This is a genomic window from Bacteroidota bacterium, assembly GCA_016721765.1.
Classification (GTDB): Bacteria; Bacteroidota; Bacteroidia; order UBA4408; family UBA4408; genus UBA4408.
Window position 1 is genome coordinate 189326 of sequence record JADKHO010000002.1, and the last position, 21595, is coordinate 210920.

Consider the following 21595-nt stretch of genomic DNA (forward strand, 5'->3'; position numbering starts at 1 on the left):
TTGCAACTACGACTAATTAGTAATTCATATTCAAAATGTTTTACTCCATTCAATTGGTAATTATTTTTACATTAGTAGCCTTATACTTTCATTTTGAAGATTAGCAACTTGATCCTAAAAAAATAACAAATTGTGTAATGAAATCAATATTTAATAAAGCCGACAACAACGAACTTATCGAAAGAATAAAAAAATTAAGCCCCGAAACGCAAGCATTATGGGGCAAAATGAATGTGGGTCAAATGCTCATGCATGTTTCAAACCCATTGTTGGTAATGACTGGCGAAAAGAAAATAAAGTTTACGCTTCTTGGATTTTTGATTGGCAAAAATTTAAAAAAGAAATTCTTGAAAGAGAGAGGATTTGGTAAAAACTTGCCAACGCATGTTCAATTTAAAGTAACTGATAAAAAGCAATTTGAGGAGGAGCAAGGTAAATTAATTAAATTATTGGAAAGCTTGCAACAAAATGGCCCCGCAATCATTACCAAAAATAAACATCCTTTCTTTGGCAATATGACGCAGGAAGAATGGGCGGATATGATGTATTTACATGCCAATCATCACTTAACACAATTCGGTGTTTAAAAATATTATTGCACTTCACATATAACACCCTACACTATTTTTCTCGCTTAGACTGCATTTATATATAATATGAACTTTTTCGATACTGAAATAAATGCCATTTCTCACATAACCGACCCGGTTAAAAGGTACGAACGTTTTTTCTCACTCATTTATATTTACATCGATGGTCAACATTCTGAAGTAGTAATTGGGCTATTGGAAAAATACATTAGGGAAGCCGAAACCGAAAATCAATCGGGTTATGAAGGTATTTTCTATTATAGTCTTAGTTACATTTATTTGAGTTTAGGAAATAAAAAATTGTTTCAAGAATGTCAGATAAAAGCCAAGGAAAAGTTTCCAAAAATTAAGAGTAAATCGGCAATCGCCATGTATCACACCTATGAATCAATTGTGTGTTGGTTTGAAGGAAGAAGAAACGATGGCTTCGACTGTATATTTAAAGCCCTTCATGAAGTAAATGATACGAACTATCATGAAGTAAAAGGATGGTGTCTATTTACCTTGGCCACCTACCAGTTCGACAGCAATCAACTAGGAGAAGCAGAAGAAAACTACAACAAAGCCCTGGAGCTCTTTAAACAATGTAATGCAAAATACGGGTATGCCCGCACCAATAATGGTCTTGCCTCAATAAAAATAAAGCAGGAAAAACTTGTGGAAGCTGCCACCATCTTGAATGAGATTCGCGATATTTATGTGTATTATAATAAGTTATCCGGACTGTCAAGAGCACTTACAGATTTAGGAGTAATTGAATCTAAATTAGGTCATTACCCCCAAGCACTTGAATTGTTTGAACATGCCTATACTATGCGTATTAAAACAGCGAATTTACAAGGGCAAATAACTTCCTTATTAGAAATGGGGCAGCTCCTTATTTCGATGAAGAGGCACGATGAAGCAGAGCAAAAATTACTCGAAGCAGCAACCATTTCCGGCAAAAACAATTTTAAAGCAAAAGCATTTAGAGCACATGAATTATTAGCGCAGTTATATAAGGAAAAAGGAAATTTTGAAACCGCAAATGAGCACTTGGAAAAATACTTTAACTATAAAACACAAGTGCTTGCAGATGAAAGTACTGGGCGTATTAAAGTCCTGCAAACTCAATTGCGTGCCGAAGAAGCATCAAAACGTGCAGAGTTAGAACAGCAAAACAATATCGAATTAAGGAAAGCCTACAACATAATCGAGCTAAAAAATACTGAGATCCTACAATCTATTGATTATGCGAAACGTATTCAAAAAACAATTTTACCGAGTATCAAAACGTTAAAAAAATATTTTCAGGATATTTTTATCCTGTATCGCCCAAAGGATATTGTCGCAGGCGATTTTTACTGGATGCATGCCGATGAAAATAAAATCTATTTTGCGGTGTGCGATTGCACCGGTCATGGTGTACCCGGAGCTTTTGTTTCATTAGTCTGCCATCAAGCATTGAATAGGGCTGTGGTAGAGTTTGATTTAACCCATCCGGCTACTATTTTAGACAAAGTAAACGAACTCGTAATTGATGCATTCTCAAGCAATGAGCATGAACATGAACACGAGCAGGTCAACGATGGTATGGACGCATCCCTACTCATGATTGATTATGATAATAAAACAATTGAATGGGCAGGAGCCAACAACCCGCTTTTAATTCTCGACAAATCAGGTAGCGTAGCAATGCTGACTGAAATTAAAGGGAATAAACAACCTATTGGTAGATTTCATTTAGTGCAACCCTTCACCAATCATCAAGTTCCATTAATCCCCGGAAATAATTATTACATGTTTTCTGATGGCTATTCCGATCAGTTTGGTGGCCCAGATTGGCGAAATGGAGGAAAAAAATTCTCTCAAAAGAAATTGCGTGAGCTAATTTTAGCCCAAGAAAGCACTCCCATAAAACTTCAAGAAAAAGTATTAGAAGAAACTTTCTTAAAATGGAAAGCAGATGGCGAACAAATTGATGATGTATTAGTAGCAGGGATAAAACTCTAAAAGCAAGCAAATATCACAAAAGCCAACCTTCCAAATTAAACTATCCCCCGCCGGCGAGGGCAGGGGGTGGTTAACTCGCATTAGGTTCAATGCTCGCTCACAATTCATAAAAAACTTATCCCCCGCCGGCGGGGGCAGGGGGTGGTTAACCTCACATGATTAAAGTAGGTGTAAAATTCCTACCTAAAAGCACTATTTCTTATTTACAAGCTGCTAACGTATTTCTAATTAAATAGCACCACCGACATGCAAATATCAAATCCGCATTAAGCCTGCATTCAAGCATTCTGTAATGGAATAAAAACAAACGCTATTACATACATTTCCAACACACTAAATCATTGCTAAATTAATTGTCGTACCTTTGCGCAAATTTTAAAAAAGTAATATAATAACAAGTAATGAACAGATTTGAAGAATTAGGAATTGATGCAAGAGTCGTAAAAGCAATAACAGAATTAGGTTTTGAAAGTCCCACCCCCATACAGGAAGCAACCATCCCTGTATTATTAAGCGAGAAAAGAGATTTAGTTGGATTAGCGCAAACAGGAACAGGTAAAACAGCAGCCTTTGGCTTACCAATGGTCGAAAAAATTGATTTCGACAGCAAAAACACACAGGCACTTATTATTTGCCCTACGCGTGAACTTTGTTTACAAATTACCCGCGATTTACAAAATTTTACGAAATACATCAACGGTGCTCACATCGTAGCCATCTACGGAGGAGCTAGTTTAGAAATGCAAAGCCGCGAATTATCTCGTGGTGCGCAAATCATTGTAGCCACTCCTGGCCGAATGGTAGATATGATTAGCCGCCGAAAAGTGAGGTTAACAAACATCTCCATTGTGGTTTTGGATGAGGCCGATGAAATGCTCAACATGGGCTTTAAAGAAGATTTAGACAGTATCTTATCCGAAACGCCTGCAGAAAAGAATACCTGGTTATTTAGTGCCACCATGCAAAATGAAGTAGCACGAATCGCCAAAAACTACATGAGCAACCCTCATGAGGTTACGGTTGGAAAGCAAAATCAAGGTGCCGAAAATATTGAGCACCGCTATTATATCGTGCATGCAAAAGATAAATATGCAGCATTAAAGCGCATTGCCGATTTTAATCCTGAAATTTTTGGTATCGTATTTTGCCGTACCCGCATCGAAACCCAACAAATTGCAGAACAGTTAATTAAGGATGGTTACAATGCCGATGCCCTTCATGGGGATTTATCACAACAACAGCGCGATCAAGTTATGGCGCGCTACCGCAGTAAAACCTTACAAATGTTGGTTGCCACCGACGTTGCTGCACGTGGAATTGATGTGAACGACGTAACTCACGTTATTAATTACAACTTACCCGACGATATCGAAAATTACACCCACCGCAGCGGAAGAACAGCGAGAGCAGGAAAATCAGGTGTTTCTATCGTTATCATCAACATGAAAGAGGTAGGAAGAATTAGAATGATTGAACGCCAAATCAGCAAAAAGTTTACACATGCCAAATTACCAACCGGTAAAGAAGTATGTGAAAAACAATTATTTTACCTGGTAAATAAAATTCAGGAAGTTGAAGTAAATGATGCCGCAATTGAATCCTTTTTGCCTAAAATCAATGAAATGTTGATGAATTTAAGCAAAGAAGAGTTAATTAAACGCATGGTTTCTACCGAATTTAATCGATTCCTCGATTATTATAAAAAATCAGCTGACTTAAATGTAGACGTAAAAAGTGCCGATCGCGACAGGAGGGAAGCACGCCATGATGGAGCACCAACAGGCCGTTTCTTCATTAACTTAGGTGAAATGGATGGTTTAAATGTTATTGCACTAAGAGATTATGTGAGTCAGGTTACAACACTGGATGTTGGTAACATTGGAAGAATTGATGTAAAGGAAAAGTTTTCGTTTTTTGATGTAGAGCCAAAAGTAGCCGAAATGGTAATGGATGCTTTTAAATCACAACGCTATAAAGGAAGAAGTGTGCATTTAGAAATTTCTTCCGGAATTGGAAGTGGCGGAGGTGGCGGAAAACCGAGAGGTGACCGTGAATTTGGCGGTGGCGGCAAAAGTTTTTCTCGTCCAAGAAGCGGTGGCAGTTCAGGTAGAGACTTTGGTGGTAGCCGAGGCGGTAACAGCGATCGTGGCGAAAAACCATCTTACGGTGGAGGCTCTAAACGATCTTATTCCGATGGAAATAAATCCGGAGGTTTCTCAGCTGGCAGAAAAAGAAAATATTAATAACATTTCAAATATTTCAAAAAGGATATTGACCAGTTCAATATCCTTTTTTTATTATCTGTAATTCGATCTTGGCAATCTTCTAAGAGAATTATAAGTTGGCTTGCTTGGGAAGCTGTTCAAATGGCAATTGATGAAAATTAGTCAGCAGGTTTAGAAAGCAATTCAATCCGTATTTTAACCTAACTGAGGGTAGTATTCAAAATTTACTATTTAACATAATATTAATTATAATACTAATTTATGATTTGAATAATATATGATTATCAGACACTTACTTAATTTACATAATCTGTAAATATAACTTATCTAGCACAGTTTCGGTATCGAAAGTATCCGAATAAAAAGAAAGAATTTTTTGAAGCACAGCATCCACAACCGAATCCGGACAAGAAGCTCCGCTTGTTAAAATAACGGTTACCGGATCCTTGGAAGGAAGAAAATTTTCGGTCCTTAAATGCTTTTGATGCGTAAAATCAAAATGGTGAATAATGTTGGCTGATTCAATTTCACGTTCAGATGAGATAAAAAATGTAGGTAACTTTTTTTCACACAATTCCACAATGTGCGAAGTATTGGAGCTGTTATAACCACCAACAACTATGGCCAAATCAGCAGTTTGGCGCAATAAACCATAGGTTGCTTCTTGGTTTTCATTGGTGGCATAACACAAAGTATCCCGTGTATCGGCAAAATGACTATCCAAATTTTGGGAACCATACTTTTCCGACATGGTTTGCTTAAAGAATTCAGCAATTTCCTGTGTTTCAGTAGCCAACATGGTTGTTTGATTGATAACTCCTACCCTATTTAAATCCACTTCCGGATCAAACCCAATGGAGTATTTACCAATAAAAGTATGCACAAATTCTTCTTTTGTAACCTTTCCTAGGATAAAATCAGCAACTTTTTTTGCTTCATTTATATCCTTTACAATTATGGTGTGCGAATATTTATCGCTGCGTGAAAAGGTTGCACGCGTTTCTTCATGATTGTATTTTCCATGAATAATTATGGTGTATTTATCGTCTCCTAACTTTTCCGATTTTTTCCAAACACGCTCCACAAAGGGGCAAGTTGTATCGTATTTACGCACATCTATTCCAATTTCACTCAGTTGTTGCTCAATTTTTAAGGTTGTTCCAAATGCAGGTATAATTACAATATCATCCTTTTGTAAATCACTAAAGGGTATCACATAATTCCCTGCAGTGTCCATCAAAAAGCGCGCACCACGGTTCAATAAATCATTGTTAACCTCCGGATTATGAATCATTTGACTCAATAAAAAAACACGCTTATCAGGATTTTCTTCAATTGCTTTATAGCTTATTTCAATAGCATTTTCAACACCATAACAAAATCCAAAATGGCGTGCGATATAAAACCGAACCGGCCCAAAATCAAGCATAGTGGGAGTAAAATCCTTTTTACGCGGATCATTTAACTTCCGCAAGTCTTTCACTTTTGAAATAACCGGGCTTTTATAAAAATCGGGTATGTTAAAACTTTTCATGAGTCAATTTAAATGCAAAATTGCTAAAATACTTTCATTATTAGTGCTTTACAAACTTATAACTGAGCAAATTGCTAGTTTTTGAATAAATTAGACAAGTATATAAACCCTTGGCTAATTCCGAAATATTCATTGTATCACTAGTTTCATGTGTTGATCGTTCATTTACAATTCTTCCTATAAACCAATGAGGAATCATACAAATGGCTAGGGTTAATAGTTGTGCTGTCAACACTTCCGTCACCAAAATCCCACAAAAAGGAACTTCCACCCAGGTTATTGGAAACAAAATCCACAGCGTAATTAAGGCTCGAAAAACTAAAATCTGACACAGCAAGTGGAATTACGGTAATTGAGGCAGTATCATAACTCGCACAACCACTTTTTTTCACCGAAACTACTATTGGCGTACTTGCAGTACCTAAAAAATAAGGATTAAAACTGCTGCTGCTTGAAAACATAGTTGTCGGTTTCCAACTGTAAACCGCACCAAAAATACTATCCGTTTCAACTTGCAAAATCGAATTGGCACAAATCGTAGTATCGCTGCCGGCATCCACAGGCAATGGTAAAACTGTAATTTTTACTGTATCGCTAAGGCTGCATCCATGAAAAGTTGCTCTGGCAATATAGGTGCTGCTCATGCGTGGCGATGCACTTATGGAAGTATAAAAGTTTGGCAATGCAATGGTATCCTTATCTGTCCACCAAGTAATTTGCGCATTGGAGCCCACACTACAAGAAGAAACAATTTGAACATTTGTTCCACAAGCCAAGGTATCATTGCCATTTAAGGCAATTGAAAAGGTAAAAGGCGAATTCACAATTGTGCCAATTCTTGCGAAGTAATAATTTCCACTCGCAGAACCGCTTAATGTATTCGGGTACAAAGTTACCACAGCATTCTGTGCATAGCCTGAAACATAAGCTTCATTATTTGCACCAAGTGCACAACTGAAATTTATACCCGTCCCGGTTCCGGTGGTACTTGCAGCCCTCAGCCAATCAACTGTTCCCGATGTGTCGTACTGAACAATATAACTTCGGTTAGAACAACAGGCTCCATACTGACCAAAACTCAGTTGGTTGGTGAAAGTTTGCCCGGTAATTAATATTTTATCTTTATTCAAATCCATTTCCATTGGATAAGGATAAAAGGCATCTATTTTACCTGTTTTCAAATATTGCAATTTACCGGTTGATGTATATTTAGCTAAATAATTGGAGGTCGAATTAAGTGTTCGGATGGTATCGGCACCAAAAATAACATAGCCATCAAAATAGCCACCGGCATAAGTATTTCCGGCATCATCCACAACAATTGCAAAAGGCCCAACATTCGGTCCGCTTGGATAATAAGTTTCTATACTTTGCAACCATTGTTCATTTCCGGAATTATCATATCGTGCAACAAATCCATGGTAACCATTGGTATTGATTATAAATGTATGCGTGAATGAACCGAAATGAAAAACCGAATTGCTGCCATTTTCTGTTCCAGTAATCGAAACATTTCCAATCGAATCGGCTGCTATATCATATGCTGAATCATCCTTATTGGCAGTACCACAATTCCTTATCCAACGCACACTTCCAAGTGAATCAAGACTTACTGTAAACACATCGTAATACCCATTTAAAGGTGAAAATTGTTGAGCATTTACAGTTATGCTATCCAATTCAAAATAAGTGCCTTGTCCATTAACAACAAAATATACATTTCCTGAACCATCGGTTGTTACAGCAGTTGCTAAATCTTGGTAACTATGTCCTGTATTTGCAGTGCGTGTACCACAAGATTTTAAAAATTTTGAATTTCCATAAGCATCTACAGCAACTACAAATGCTTCTTGATAACTATCCGCACTGATAACGGTATCAGTTCCTGAAATTAAAGTATCCTGGGTATAGTTTCCACAGAAATAGATGTTTCCATTTTTGTCAACATGCATATCCCATAGGCGGGTTGGAGTTACACCACCATAGGATTTCAAACCCAAAACATTAAACATGCGCACTAAATTAAAATTTGTGTCTAACACGGCGGCGTACACGGTGGCGGCATCCCCTAAGTTGGCATTTAAAATTTGACCATCAATAGTAGTAGAGGCACCATAATAGACCCCTCCAACAACCAAATAAGGAGCATAATCTGCACGAATCCATTTATTTCCTCCAGGTCCGCTTACAAATTTATTCACGCCAATACAAGTTTGAGCCTGATTGTCAAGGTATACAAACAGGAAAACAAAGCAGAGTATTTTTTTTATCATTAAACTGAAATTACTTGTTCGGGAATGAATACTTTACTAACGCAAGCGTTCCTTATTGATTTCATCCTTCACCAAAGATAGGTCATTTATAATGGTGATTACATAGTCGAGTTGTTGTTGCCTATCTAAATCACTGTTATCCAATACTATTGCATCCGCTGCTTGTACCAAAGGATTTTCTTTGCGGTGGGTATCGCTGTAATCGCGTTTTTGCAAATTTTCGCGCACTTCTTGATGGCTCACCTGGTTTCCTTTTGAGGTCATTTCATCATAGCGACGTTGTACCCGAACTTCAATATCGGCTGTCATAAACAATTTAAGTTCAGCATCCGGAAAAACTGCTGTTCCAATATCACGGCCTTCCATTACCACCCCTTTATTTTTACCCATTTCCTTTTGGAGATGAATCATTTTCTCACGCACTTTCTTTAAAGTACTGATTTTGCTTACATTATTCGAAACTTCCATCTGCCTGATTTCTGTTTCAACATTCTCCTCATTCAAATAGGTTTCTGAAAATCGGAGCGCTTTATTATAGCGGAAGCTTAAATTTATTAATGGCAAGGAATCAATAATTTTGCTTTCCTCAATTTTGCCGCTTTTGCTGATCCATTTATTGCGCAAAAAAAAGAGCGTTGCCGCTCGATACATTGCCCCTGAATCCACATAACTATAGCCCAATTTGGCTGCCAATGCTTTAGCCAATGTGCTTTTTCCGCAGGATGAATATCCGTCAATCGCAATCGTAATTTGTTTCATAAGCCGAAAATTGCTTTTAAGCTGCCATCCAGTAATACCACCCGACACCTCGATTTCTTCTGCTATGTCTGCATTAGGAAGCATGTATTTTTCTTTTAGTATTAATTCATCTTGTTTTAATACGCCACAAAGTTAAGGACTTGTTGATGCTTTACGAATAAATTCCGAAAATTTTGTAGAGATTGAAAATGTGTTAGACAATCCGCCCAAATGGTAGGATGCAACCCCATAACTAATGTGAAATTTGGATATTTTAATTCCGGCACCAAAAGAAAATCCGGCAATACCGCCACGACTTTCTTCCTTTAACTCTTTTCGCCTACGGTAATTAAACCCTGCACGTATATTGAAATTTTTAGTAATTAAAAACTCTGCTCCAATTACGCTGTGCAGCAATAGCTTATCAAAAAAATAATTCTTGTTTTTAGAAGTACTTGCATCTGCTCCTCCTAAGCTTTGCGAACTCTGTTTAATCGCAGCAGAATCGACATAGCGCAAATTCCATTTTTCGAGATGCTCCCCAGCCAAGGAAAGCCTTAAGGGAACATGTTTTAATCGGATAGATGCTGCTGCTTGAATTTCAAATGGCAATTTTTCCTTTGTCTCATTGTATCGCGTTAACTGACTGCCAATATTCTTAATTGCAAGGGCAGCTGTAAAGTTCTTTGCTGGGTTATGATAAGTACCCGCCACATCAGCCGCAAGTCCAAATGAATTAAATGTATCCAATTGAGAATAAATGGCTTTTAAATTGGCTCCAATCGAAAAGGAAGAATCCAATTGACGGCCATAACCGGTAAAAAAAGCATATTCTGCAGCATGAAATGTCCCAGTTTCCTGTGATGTTGCATCGGCACCGGTAAAACTTCCATAGTTTATGTAGTGAATTCCGAAATCCAACATACCGGATTTCTTTAATTTCAAGCCATAAGCCATTGATCCAAATTTAATTCCGGCCAAATAACTCGAGAAATTGAGCGCGAGGGTTTTATTCATCCCCTCATTTAGTAAGGAAGGATTATAAAAGGCAAGATTCAAATCATTGTCCTTAACTGCCAATAGATTACCGCCTAAGGCTGAAACCCGCGCAGAGGGAACTAAATTCAAAAATTCGTAGGTATTGTTGCCGCCAACTTGAGCATTTGTGGAATGCACCCGGCAAACCAAAAATGATAATAGTGCAATTATAACTTTGTTCGTAAAAAGTTGCTTCATTAGATTGGATTACAAATTAAATAAATGTTTTGCAATTCAACGAATATGCAGCTGTTTTATTGTTTCTAAATTCTAATACTTTGGTTTTATTGATATCCTGGAAATTAAAAAATTAAGCCGGAGGCTTGAGAATAGCTTACGCTCGCTGGAAGCGAGCGAATTAGTGTCGCAAACGCTCGCATCTTGCGAGCGTTTTTTATTTTAAAGGCATCTTGCCTGCAGTTTTTTATTATAAAACATATTGATTATTAATGGATGATTTTTAATAAAGCATTTTTAAAAAGGCGTTGTATGGCTTAAGTTTGATTTAATATGTCAGAATTTAGAAAAACATACCCTCACGAAATTTATTTTATTACCCTCACTGTTGTAGGATGGATTGACGTTTTTACAAGAAAAAGATATGCCGAAATTGTTATTGAAAATTTGATTTATTGTCAACAAAAAGAAGGATTAAAAATCTTTGCTTATGTCTTAATGAGCAATCATTTACACTTGATAGTAAACCGTGAAAGTGAAAAAAATTTGACTGAATTGCTGGGTCGATTCAAAAGTTTTACAGCAAAGGAAATCTTAAAATCCATTGCTTCCACTTCTGAAGAAAGTAGAAAGGAATGGCTACTATATTTATTTGCTTTTTTTGCAAAGAAAAATAAACAATACCACAAATACCATTTTTGGCAGTATACCAATTATCCAGTTTTACTGGATAGTACTGCAATTATAGAACAAAAAATAAATTATATTCATGAAAATCCAGTAAAAGCTGGGAAAGTAACTGATGAGTCTTACTATGTTTATTCGAGTGCTAATCCGGATGGGCCTATTTTAATTGATGAATTATGAATTAAAAAAAGCCGGAGGCTTGGGAATAGCTTACGCTCGCTGGAAGCGAGCGAATTTAGGTTACAGACGCTCGCATCTTGCGAGCGTTTTTTATTTTAAAGGCATCTTGCCGAAAGGATTATTAATAAAATTAAGCCGGAGGCTTGGAAATAGCTTACGCTCGTTTGAAGCGAGCGAATTAGTGTTGCAGACGCTCGCATCTTGCGAGCGTTTTTTATTTTAAAGGCATCTTGCCGAAAGGATTATTAATAAAATTAAGCCGGAGGCTTGGAAATAGCTTACGCTCGTTTGAAGCGAGCGAATTAGTGTTGCAGACGCTCGAATCTTGCGAGCGTTTTTTATTTTAAAGGCATCCTGCCGAAAGGATTATTAATAAAATTAAGCCAGAGGCTTGGGAATAGCTTACACTCGCTGGAAGCGAGCGAATTAGTATTGCAGACGCTCGCATCTTGCGAGCGTTTTTTATTTTAAAGGCATCTTGCAGAAAGGATTATTGATAAAATTAAGCCGGAGGCTTGGGAATAGCTTACGCTCGCTGGAAGCGAGCGAATTAGTGTCTCGCAAACGCTCGCATCTTGCGAGCGTTTTATATTTTAAAGGCATCTTGCCTGCATTTTAGAAATTAAACTAGCTTACCTTTACTTTCTCTTTCTTCACTTCCTGCTCAGATTTCTTCGCAAAATCAATCGGATTTTTTACTTTTTCTTCCAATAAAGCCAATTGAATTACTTCCTTCATTTCTTTTACATAATGAAAAGTTAAATCCGAGATATAGGAAGCATTTATTTCTTGAATATCCTTTTTGTTTTCTTGAGAAAGAATAATTTCTTTAATATTTGCGCGTTTTGCAGCTAGTATTTTTTCTTTTATACCTCCCACCGGTAATACTTTTCCGCGCAAGGTAATTTCGCCGGTCATGGCCAGGTGATTTTTTACTTTTCTTTGCGTAAAGGCCGATGCTAAGGCTGTAAGCATAGTAATCCCGGCAGATGGACCATCTTTGGGTGTGGCACCTTCCGGAACATGCACATGTATATTCCATTCGTCAAAAACGTGCGAAGCAATTCCAAAATCATCGCAGTGCGATTTTAAATATTCGAGCGCAATAACTGCCGATTCCTTCATCACATCTCCCAAATTACCTGTCAGTGTTAGCTTACCGCCTCCCTTGCCTTTACTTAAACTAACTTCAATAAATAAAATATCGCCACCAACAGCTGTCCAAGCTAGGCCTGTAACTACACCTGCCACTTCGTTATCTTGGTATTTATCTTTGTGAAAAAATTCCGGACCGAGGAATTTTTTAATGTCCTCAATACTTAATTTTGTGTTGTACTTTTCCTTCATTGCAATTGCTTTGGCAACATTGCGCACCACTTTTGCAATTTGCTTTTCCAAGCTACGTACCCCTGACTCACGAGTATAATCTTCAATTATTTTTTCAAGCACTTTATCCTCTAACTGCACTTGATTTTTCTTTATACCATGTTCTTCCAATTGCTTAGGAACCAAGTGTCGCTTGGCTATTTCTACTTTTTCTTCGATGGTATATCCGGTCACATCAATAATTTCCAAACGATCGCGCAAAGCCGGTTGTATGGTGCTTAACGAATTAGCTGTGGCAATAAACATCACATTACTTAAGTCATAATCCATCTCCACAAAATTGTCGTAAAATGCATTGTTCTGCTCCGGGTCAAGCACTTCTAATAAAGCCGATGAAGGATCTCCATGAAAATGGTTGCCCACTTTATCAATCTCATCTAAAATAAATACAGGGTTGGAAGATTTTGCTTTTTTAATATTTTGTAAAATTCTACCCGGCATGGCGCCGATATAGGTTTTACGATGTCCGCGAATTTCAGCTTCATCGCGCAGACCTCCTAAACTCATGCGTACAAATTTACGCCCTAATGCACTTGCAATCGATTTACCCAATGAAGTCTTTCCTACACCGGGAGGTCCATACAAGCATAGTATCGGCGATTTCATATTGCCTTTTAATTTCAATACGGCCAAATGCTCTAAAATACGGTCTTTCACTTTATCTAAACCATAATGGTCATCGTCCAATATTTTTTTTGCTTTGCGCAGATCAAATTTGTCTTTGGTGTATTCTCCCCACGGCAAGTCAAGCAAGAGCTCGAGGTAATTCATTTGAACTGAATATTCAGCTGCATTGGGATGAATGCGCTTCATTTTTTCGAGTTCCTTTTTAAATGTGGCTTCAACTTCTTTGCTCCACTTTTTCTTCTTGGCTTTTTCCTCCATCTCCTTCACCCCTTCATCCACAGGATTTCCACCCAATTCTTCTTGAATTGTTTTGAGTTGTTGGTTCAAAAAATAATCGCGTTGTTGCTTGTCTAAATCAGTTTTTACTTTGGATTGAATTTGATTTTTAAGTTCTAACATTTGCAGTTCCTTAGTTAAAAAACCAAGCACTAAAGTTGCACGTTCGGTTAAATCCGAAACCTCCATTATCTTTTGCTTATCGGCAACGGTAGCATTCATGTTGCTCGAAATAAAATTGATTAAGAAAGATGGACTTTCAATGTTCTTGATAGCAAAAGCTGCTTCGGAAGGAATTTGCGGCGATTGTTTAATAATTTGTAAAGCCAAATCCTTTAAGGAACTATATAAGGCATCAAATTCCTTATCTCCCTTTTTGGGTTTATGCTCTACAAAGGGTGTAACCGAAGCTTTTAAGTAAGGGTCGGTTTGCGTAATTTCATTTAATTGAAAACGTTTCTTTCCTTGAATAATAACTGTAGTGTTGCCATCAGGCATGCGTAACATTCGAATAATAAATGCAACTGTTCCAATTTTATTCAGCTCATCAAAGCTGGGATCCTCAATCTTATCGTCCTTTTGCGAAACTACACCAATTGTTTTGTCGCCTTTGTAAGCATCCTTAATCAATTTAATTGATTTATCACGGCCTACTGTAATTGGAATCACTACACCCGGAAATAAAACAGTATTGCGCAAAGGCAGTATGGATAAAACTTCCGGAGTTTGCTCCGAATTCATTTGTTCCTCATCTTCTGAAGTTAAAAGTGGAATAAAATCATTGTCACTTTCATCGTCAATAAGGTTGTTCAATTGAATATTTTTAAATTCGAAATTATCGTTCATAAGGTATAAGTCAGAATGTCAGAAAATAAAATTAGTAAAACCCCTCCTTCCCAAACCAATGCGTATGTCAAGCAATTTAAACAGGGGAACTAGTCATATGGCAAGGGCTATGCCAAGTTCAAAATGTCAGTCTAAGGTACAAAAAAGCAACAATACAACCTTCACACTAAAAAAATAAAATGCATTTTAAAAACAGCGCAGTAAAGCACCGTAAGATAGAAAAATGAATACACTAAATTTTATTTCAGCAATTCTTGAATTATTGCATCGGTGGTAATACCATCTGCATCAGCTTTATAATTGCGCACAATTCGATGGCGCAATATAGCAGTGCTTACTGCACGAACATCTTCAATATCGGGCGAATATTTACCTTGAATCATCGCATGACATTTGGCACCTACAATAAGAAATTGAGAAGCCCTAGGCCCTGCTCCCCAGGTGAGATAATTGTTTACCGTTGCTGAAGCAAGCTCTGAATTGGGGCGCGTTTTAATGGCAAGCTTTACAGCATACTCCATCACATTTTCAGGCACAGGGATTCTGCGCACCAAGTCTTGAAAGAATATTATTTGCTTGTCGTCCATTACCTTATTTAAGGTGACATTTCTGTCGGAGGTGGTGTTTTTTACAACTTGCAACTCCTCTGTATAACTCGGATAATCGAGCCACACATTAAACATAAATCGGTCTAATTGTGCTTCCGGCAAAGGATAGGTACCTTCTTGTTCAATTGGGTTTTGGGTTGCTAAAACAAAGAATGGATTTCCCAATTCATAGCGCTTTCCGGCTGCAGTAACAGCCCGTTCTTGCATTGCCTCCAGCAACGAGGATTGTGTTTTAGGAGGAGTACGATTTATCTCATCAGCTAATATAATATTGGCAAATAAAGGTCCTTTTATAAATCTAAAATTACGACTCTCGTCTAAAATTTCTGAGCCAATAATATCCGAAGGCATTAAATCCGGTGTAAACTGAATGCGGCTAAACTGCAAGCCCAATGCCTCGGCAATAGTGTTTACCAATAAAGTTTTAGCCAATCCGGGTACCCCAACTAACAAGCAATGTCCACGGCTAAAAATAGAGATTAGTACATCTCTTATTACTTCGTTTTGTCCGATAATTACTTTTCCTATTTCGCTGTTCAACTCTTTGTATTTTCCAACAAAAAAATCTACTGCTTCTACTTCTGATTTGAATTGCATAATTTATTTTCTCTACGAATTATTCTGCTTTATTAACTGTAAACCAATCATGTTTAAAATTACAAGATTTGTATTCCTCATCAATTTTCACAAATGTGGTTTTTAATTTATTCTTGATCCAAGTGTCGATTACTTTGTTTTGCTTTAAAGTTAATGCAATATTTTGCACGCGTTGGTAATCGTCTTTCATATTTGCACGATGTGGTTCGCTCCTGCTTTTTAAGTACAACAAGCGATATGCCTTTTTACCATCGGGCGTTTGCATAATTACCGGCTCTGAAATTTCACCCACTTTAAGTTTATCGATGGTGAAAAAAGTAGTTGGATCCAATTCAGCCGTTTCAAATTTAGATGAGCCTGTTTGTGGATTAGGAATAATACCACCATTATTCTTACTTTCAGAATCATCGCTAAATTTAAAAGCAGCATCTGCAAAGTTCAGGGAATCCTTTAAAATTAACTGATGTACACTGTCACAAAAAATCTGAGCTTTTAATAAATCGGCTCCGGATGTTTTTGGAACCAACAAAATGTGGCGTACATTAATCAATTCACCTTTACGGTCAATGAGTTGAATAATGTGATATCCAAATTGTGATTCTACAATTTTAGACACTTCTTTTCCTTTGAGTGTAAATGCTTCGGCAGCAAATTCAGGAACCAACTCATTGCGATTAAGCAAGCCAAGTTCACCCCCATTTCGAGCGGAACCTGGATCTTCGGAATACAACACGGCTAAGGTTGAAAAGTCTTCTCCCTTTACAATACGCTCACGCATTTCGTTTAGTTTTTCCTTTACCCGTTGCTTTTCGGCTTCATTTATAGGTGGTTTTTTGGTGATTTGCCCTACTTCCACTTCTGAATTTAATAAGGGTAAACTATCCGGAGGTATGGAATTAAAATAGGCTCTAACATCAGCAGGTGTTACCTTTATATCGCTGGTAATTTTAGCTTGCATGCTTTTAGCCAACAAGAGTTTTTTAATATCCCCTCTAAAATCTTCTTTTATTTGTGAGATGCTCTTTCCGTAATACTCTTCAAGCTTTTGCTCAGATCCAATTTGTTTGATAAAATAGTTGATGCGTTGCTCCAACTCTCCTTCCACTTGCGCTTCAGTTATTTCCACACTATCAAGAACCGCTTGATTAATCAATAGTTTTTGAAATAACAATTCCTCAATTACACTGCAACGGGTATCATCGTCTGCAGCATAGCCTTGCGTTACATATTGCTGATACTCATTATCCACGTCTGACTTTAAAATCAAATTAGATCCTACTACTGCAACAATCTTGTCAACAACCGTTTTACCTTGTCCGAATACATTACTTGCAATTAAAATTAATCCAACGACTGCTGCAAAACTTTTCTTCATGCGCTTTACTTTAATAAATCTCAAAATTTTTATTTTTTAGTTCTGTATTATACACATCTTCCTTCATTTGGTTAATGAGCTGAAGCTTACGTTTATTGAGGATTATGTTATGAATGTTTTGCTTTTCAAAACTCAATGGCGAAGTACTGTCTTTTATCTTAAATCCTTTAATATTTACAAAATATAAACTCGATGTATCGTTCACTTCTACCCATCGGTTATTTTGCAAAAACTGTTCTTTATCGTATGCTTCAATGGGAATTTCCTTTAATAAATCATCAAACAAAAACCAAGAAGTGTCGTCAAGATAGAAATTCTCAGCAAACTGGTAGCAATAATCTTCTAACAGCTTCTTATCCTGTGGTTTCTCGCTTTTGCACCATTCGCGTACTTTATTCAATTTGGGCGCATTCTTTTTTACTTTAACATACAATACCTTTATAATATTGTTTTTTAATTGAAAATTTTGCGGATTTTTACTGTAATAGGCTTCGATTTCTGATTCACTCACTCCGGTATCTAACTTTTGACGAATCAACTCCTTTTCATAAGCAAAGGTTATTAATGAAGTACGATAATCTTGCAATTGCTTTTCAATAGAGGCATTTAGCACTTCAGCATTCAGATTTTGCTCTGCCTTTTGAAGTAATAAATTTTGACGTACCCAATTGTCAATGTAATTTTTAACCATGGCAATGCTATCCTTACCTTTCACATTTTGAGGCACAATTTTTTCGATATCGGAAGCATCTAAAAATTTATCAAACACGCGTGCGATGGCCTTTTCCTTTTGTTTAGGTTTAAAGTAATTGCACGAGAATGCACTAAATAAAAATCCAAGTAATAGTATTTTTTTCAAAGGGTATTCAATGCCATTTTGATAAGGTTGACAAAATTAATCAAACAAGTGGATTAGCAAAGCGGCGAATGGCTCTTAAAAGCCAAAAAAATGTAAAAACAAAATCGTTCAATTTCCCAAATAAATATCTATTATTTGAAAACGCATAGTAATGATTACATCATGGTATTAGCGCACACATTAAACATTTGATAGGGTGTTTTCTTAGGTGTAGAAATTTAATTTGAATTAAAAAATTACAATAAAATTGCTTAATTAAACTGCAAAATCCGATACCCCAAATAAACGGATTGCAGTTCACCTACTCCAATTTACCATTCACCTACTTTTCGTCAAAGCTTGCCTATTGACTGTTGTGAAGCCCTGCATCTTGAAATAGTTTTGTCGCATCAAAAAAAATAAAAACAATAAAAAATGGAACGAGTAGATACAGAAAACACAAATCCAACTAATCAAAATACGAATCAGGAGGATAACATGAGAAATTGGGAAAAAAGTCACCGGAGAGGTAAAGTGCTAGCGGGATTAATAATTATGGGAATTGGAAGTCTTTTTTTAGCACGCGAAATGGGCGCTTATATTCCACATTGGATTTTTAGCTGGAAAGTGTTGCTTATAGTAATTGGTATTTATGTTGGAATTAAACATTCTTTTAGAAATGCAGGTTGGTTAATCCCCATCTTTATTGGTACTGCATTTTTATTAAGAGATAATTTTCCGGAGTTAGGCATATCTCATTATATATGGCCAATAGCTTTAATCTTTATTGGTTTGATGGTTATATTTAAACCTCGCCGAAAAAGCTGTGGAAATCACCGCTACCGCCGTTGGGAACGTCATCAAAACTGGCAACAAAAAAACGAGCAATGGGCACAGTGGCAAGAAAAAAAAAACTCCGACAACTATCTTGAATTAAACGCCGTTTTTGCCGGCATGGAAAAAAATATCATTACCAAAGATTTTAAGGGGGGCGAAATAAACGTGGTCTTCGGTGGTGCCGAAGTAAACCTGAGCCAAGCTGATATTAATGGTAGAGTGGAATTGGAAATAAACAACGTATTTGCAGGCACAAAATTAATTGTTCCTGCGCATTGGGAAATAAAATCTGAAATAACAGCAGTTTTAGGAAGTGTAGAGGATAAACGAATGATTCAAAAGGACATGAGCTATTCTGAATCAAAAGTACTAGTGTTAAGAGGCAGTGTTGTGTTTGGCGGGATTGATATTCAGAGTTTTTAAAACAAATAAACTAAAGTAAAACCGTTTGCATTGAAACCTAGCTGTTCGTAAACTGCACAAAAATGAATGTACTTAAAGCTTGTAACCAACACCCCTTAATAGCAAAAAACATGAATTGGTATGTAACAAAATTGGTTTTTAATATTGATATTGAAAACGGCAAAAACAACGCTCAGTTTGATGAGCAACTTCGAATGATTAAAGCAGAGTCATCGGAAGAAGCGTTTTTTAAAGCGCGTGCATTAGGGAAACGCGATGAAGCCATGTTTGTGAACAATAATAAAAAGCTGGTGAATTGGAAATTTATTGATGTTAGCGAGATTCAGCTGGTAAATGAGTTGAGCGATGGCACCGAAATTTATACTTCAACCCACGAAACCGAAGAAGTGAATGCTTATATTAACTTTGTGAGACATAAAGCAATGGTAATTCAAACGGAAAGCCAATTGTTTGTTTAATTCATGTACTTTTTACATTAAGAAATTTGTTCGCGTATACCCTTACTAAAAAACAAGCAGTCAGCAGCTATATTGGTTGGTGGCTGTTTTGGATTTTAGTACAAACAATCGTTTTGCACCGCCTACATTGGTCATGGGAAATTGCATTAACCGATGCAGTTGTTTCTAACCTTCTTCTAGCCTTAGCGGGATATATCACGGAAAACACGTATCGATTTTACCGCCCGGGTGTTGATAATCGCTTGCAGCGATTGGGTTATAGCATTGCGCTTACATTTGCTTACATGTTTTGCTTGCAATGGCTCTTAGCTCATATTTATCCTGAAAACAAAAGCTATCTTGATTTTTTAGAATCCTCTCTTCCCATTCGTTATACTTTTTCATTGCTGATGATTGCACTTATGACAGTAACCAGTTGGTTATGGTTTTTTATGAAAGAGCAAGACGAAAACAAGAAGCGCAAAGAAGAAGCTGAAAAACTAGTGCGTGATGCTGAACTTACTGCACTAAGGCAACAATTACAGCCGCATTTTTTATTTAACAGCCTCAATTCTATTAGTGCCTTAGCGGGATCAAAACCCAATGAAGCAAGAAAAATGGTACAACAACTTTCCGATTTCTTAAGAGGTACACTGCGCAAGGACGAACAACAATTGGTGAAACTCACAGATGAATTGCAGCATCTAAAATTATATCTCGAAATCGAAAAGGTGCGATTTGGTCATCGTTTGAATACTGTTGTGGAATGTGAGGAACAGTCCTTAAATTATGCATTGCCTTCTCTCCTGCTTCAGCCGTTAGTTGAAAATGCCATCAAGTTTGGGCTTTATGACACGTTGGAAGATATCACCATTAGAATTGAAGCGAGTATTGAAAATAAAAACCTGTTAATTAAAATAATAAACCCATTTGATGCCGGTACATCCAAACCCAAAAAGGGTGTTGGGTTTGGACTTAGCTCGGTTCAACGGAGGCTTTATTTAATTTATGGCCGCCAGGATTTATTGCGCACAGAGCAGTCTGGCAATACCTTTATAAGTACACTAACCATTCCTCAAATTTTATGATAAAAGCAGTTCTCATTGACGATGAACCGTTGGCACGCAGTATTGTAAAGGAATACTTGCAAACCTACGCTGAAATAAGCATTGTGGAAGAGTGTAACAATGGCTTCGAAGGCGTAAAAGCCATTCAGCAACATCATCCCGATTTAATTTTTTTGGATATTCAAATGCCTAAAATAAACGGATTTGAAATGCTAGAATTGGTGGAGCAGGCTCCTGCAGTGATTTTCACTACTGCCTTTGATGAATATGCCATGAAAGCATTTGAAACCCATGCCGTTGATTATTTGCTAAAACCCTTTAGCAAAGAGCGTTTCGATAAAGCAATGCAAAAGTGGTTGACAAATTCATCCGGCGCTAAAAGCGAGAATGCAGTAAAAAGTATTAATGAAACAACTGGAAAACATGCAGAAGAACAAAATCGGATTGTTGTAAAAAATGGAACTAATATTAAAATTATTCCGGTACAAGATGTAGTATATATTGAGGCTTACGACGATTACGTAAAAATATTTACCAAGGAAGGGCATCATTTAAAAAAGAAAACCATGAGCCATTTTGAAACGGTGTTGGATGCTACTGACTTTTTGCGTGTACACCGCTCCTACATTGTTCAATTGGCGCAAATAACAAGGATTGAACCCTTCGAAAAAAACAATCATTTGGCCTTGCTTAAAAGTGGAGCAAAAATTCCACTAAGCCGCAGTGGGTACGGAAAATTGAAAGCAGTTTTAGGATTGTAAAGCAATGAACTGATACAAATTAACACTTCATTGAAAACAATTTTATTCATCCGAAATAAGCTTGCATTCACCTAATTATATCA

16 protein-coding genes are annotated in these 21595 nt (G+C 36.9%); 8 read left to right on the forward strand and 8 right to left on the reverse strand.

Translation table 11 applies throughout. The features are described 5' to 3' along the window. Window positions 1-137: 137 nt before the first annotated feature. From IPP32_09265 to IPP32_09275, 3 genes are all read left to right on the forward strand, one after another. Window positions 138-587: a DUF1569 domain-containing protein gene (locus IPP32_09265; GenBank protein ID MBL0048267.1), complete on the forward strand. Its 450-nt coding sequence runs from the start codon at window positions 138-140 to the stop codon at window positions 585-587. Between the two features lie 69 nt (window positions 588-656). Beyond that, complete coding sequence (locus IPP32_09270) at window positions 657-2582, forward strand: tetratricopeptide repeat protein (GenBank protein MBL0048268.1); 1926 nt, start codon at window positions 657-659, stop codon at window positions 2580-2582. 401 nt (window positions 2583-2983) lie between these two features. Further along, window positions 2984-4825 (forward strand): DEAD/DEAH box helicase, encoded by a 1842-nt coding sequence (locus IPP32_09275; protein ID MBL0048269.1) that lies wholly within the window; start codon window positions 2984-2986, stop codon window positions 4823-4825. A 283-nt stretch (window positions 4826-5108) separates the two neighbouring features. On the opposite strand, the gene IPP32_09280 is transcribed toward IPP32_09275, so the two are convergent. The 4 genes from IPP32_09280 to porQ all read right to left on the reverse strand — a co-directional run bounded on the left by IPP32_09280 (window position 5109) and on the right by porQ (window position 10588). Then, window positions 5109-6341: a 4-hydroxy-3-methylbut-2-enyl diphosphate reductase gene (locus IPP32_09280; protein ID MBL0048270.1), complete on the reverse strand. Its 1233-nt coding sequence runs from the start codon at window positions 6339-6341 to the stop codon at window positions 5109-5111. A gap of 161 nt (window positions 6342-6502) precedes the next feature. Next, window positions 6503-8614, reverse strand: coding sequence for a hypothetical protein (locus IPP32_09285; GenBank protein MBL0048271.1), 2112 nt, complete (start codon window positions 8612-8614; stop codon window positions 6503-6505). Window positions 8615-8650: 36 nt separating this feature from the next. Further along, a complete protein-coding gene (locus tag IPP32_09290; protein MBL0048272.1) occupies window positions 8651-9373 on the reverse strand; it encodes a (d)CMP kinase in 723 nt (240 codons plus the stop codon). Window positions 9374-9505: 132 nt separating this feature from the next. Beyond that, window positions 9506-10588 carry a type IX secretion system protein PorQ gene (gene porQ, locus IPP32_09295; GenBank protein ID MBL0048273.1) on the reverse strand — a complete coding sequence of 361 codons (1083 nt, stop codon included), beginning with the start codon at window positions 10586-10588 and terminating at the stop codon, window positions 9506-9508. Window positions 10589-10900: 312 nt separating this feature from the next. On the opposite strand from porQ, the gene IPP32_09300 reads away from it, so the two are divergent. Beyond that, the gene (locus tag IPP32_09300) at window positions 10901-11434 is read left to right on the forward strand and encodes a transposase (protein ID MBL0048274.1); all 534 of its coding nucleotides are present in this window, start codon (window positions 10901-10903) and stop codon (window positions 11432-11434) included. Between the two features lie 627 nt (window positions 11435-12061). Here the strand turns inward: IPP32_09300 and lon are convergent. The 4 genes from lon to IPP32_09320 form a co-directional block, all read right to left on the reverse strand. Then, entirely contained in the window at window positions 12062-14569 is a 2508-nt protein-coding gene (gene lon / locus IPP32_09305) for an endopeptidase La (GenBank protein ID MBL0048275.1), read from the reverse strand. Window positions 14570-14808: 239 nt separating this feature from the next. Next, window positions 14809-15774 (reverse strand): AAA family ATPase, encoded by a 966-nt coding sequence (locus tag IPP32_09310; GenBank protein ID MBL0048276.1) that lies wholly within the window; start codon window positions 15772-15774, stop codon window positions 14809-14811. A 19-nt stretch (window positions 15775-15793) separates the two neighbouring features. After that, the gene (locus IPP32_09315) at window positions 15794-17149 is read right to left on the reverse strand and encodes a peptidylprolyl isomerase (GenBank protein ID MBL0048277.1); all 1356 of its coding nucleotides are present in this window, start codon (window positions 17147-17149) and stop codon (window positions 15794-15796) included. Window positions 17150-17159: 10 nt separating this feature from the next. Continuing rightward, entirely contained in the window at window positions 17160-18008 is an 849-nt protein-coding gene (locus tag IPP32_09320; protein MBL0048278.1) for a hypothetical protein, read from the reverse strand. A gap of 414 nt (window positions 18009-18422) precedes the next feature. Here IPP32_09320 and IPP32_09325 point away from each other — a divergent pair, with 414 nt between their 5' ends. The 4 genes from IPP32_09325 (at window position 18423) to IPP32_09340 (ending at window position 21512) form a co-directional block, all read left to right on the forward strand. Continuing rightward, window positions 18423-19247 carry a hypothetical protein gene (locus IPP32_09325; GenBank protein MBL0048279.1) on the forward strand — a complete coding sequence of 275 codons (825 nt, stop codon included), beginning with the start codon at window positions 18423-18425 and terminating at the stop codon, window positions 19245-19247. A gap of 110 nt (window positions 19248-19357) precedes the next feature. Further along, window positions 19358-19705: a DUF4288 domain-containing protein gene (locus IPP32_09330; GenBank protein MBL0048280.1), complete on the forward strand. Its 348-nt coding sequence runs from the start codon at window positions 19358-19360 to the stop codon at window positions 19703-19705. Between the two features lie 26 nt (window positions 19706-19731). Then, the gene (locus tag IPP32_09335) at window positions 19732-20772 is read left to right on the forward strand and encodes a histidine kinase (GenBank protein MBL0048281.1); all 1041 of its coding nucleotides are present in this window, start codon (window positions 19732-19734) and stop codon (window positions 20770-20772) included. Beyond that, the gene (locus IPP32_09340; GenBank protein ID MBL0048282.1) at window positions 20769-21512 is read left to right on the forward strand and encodes a response regulator; all 744 of its coding nucleotides are present in this window, start codon (window positions 20769-20771) and stop codon (window positions 21510-21512) included. Before IPP32_09335 ends, IPP32_09340 begins: the two co-directional genes overlap by 4 nt. Window positions 21513-21595 lie beyond the last annotated feature (83 nt).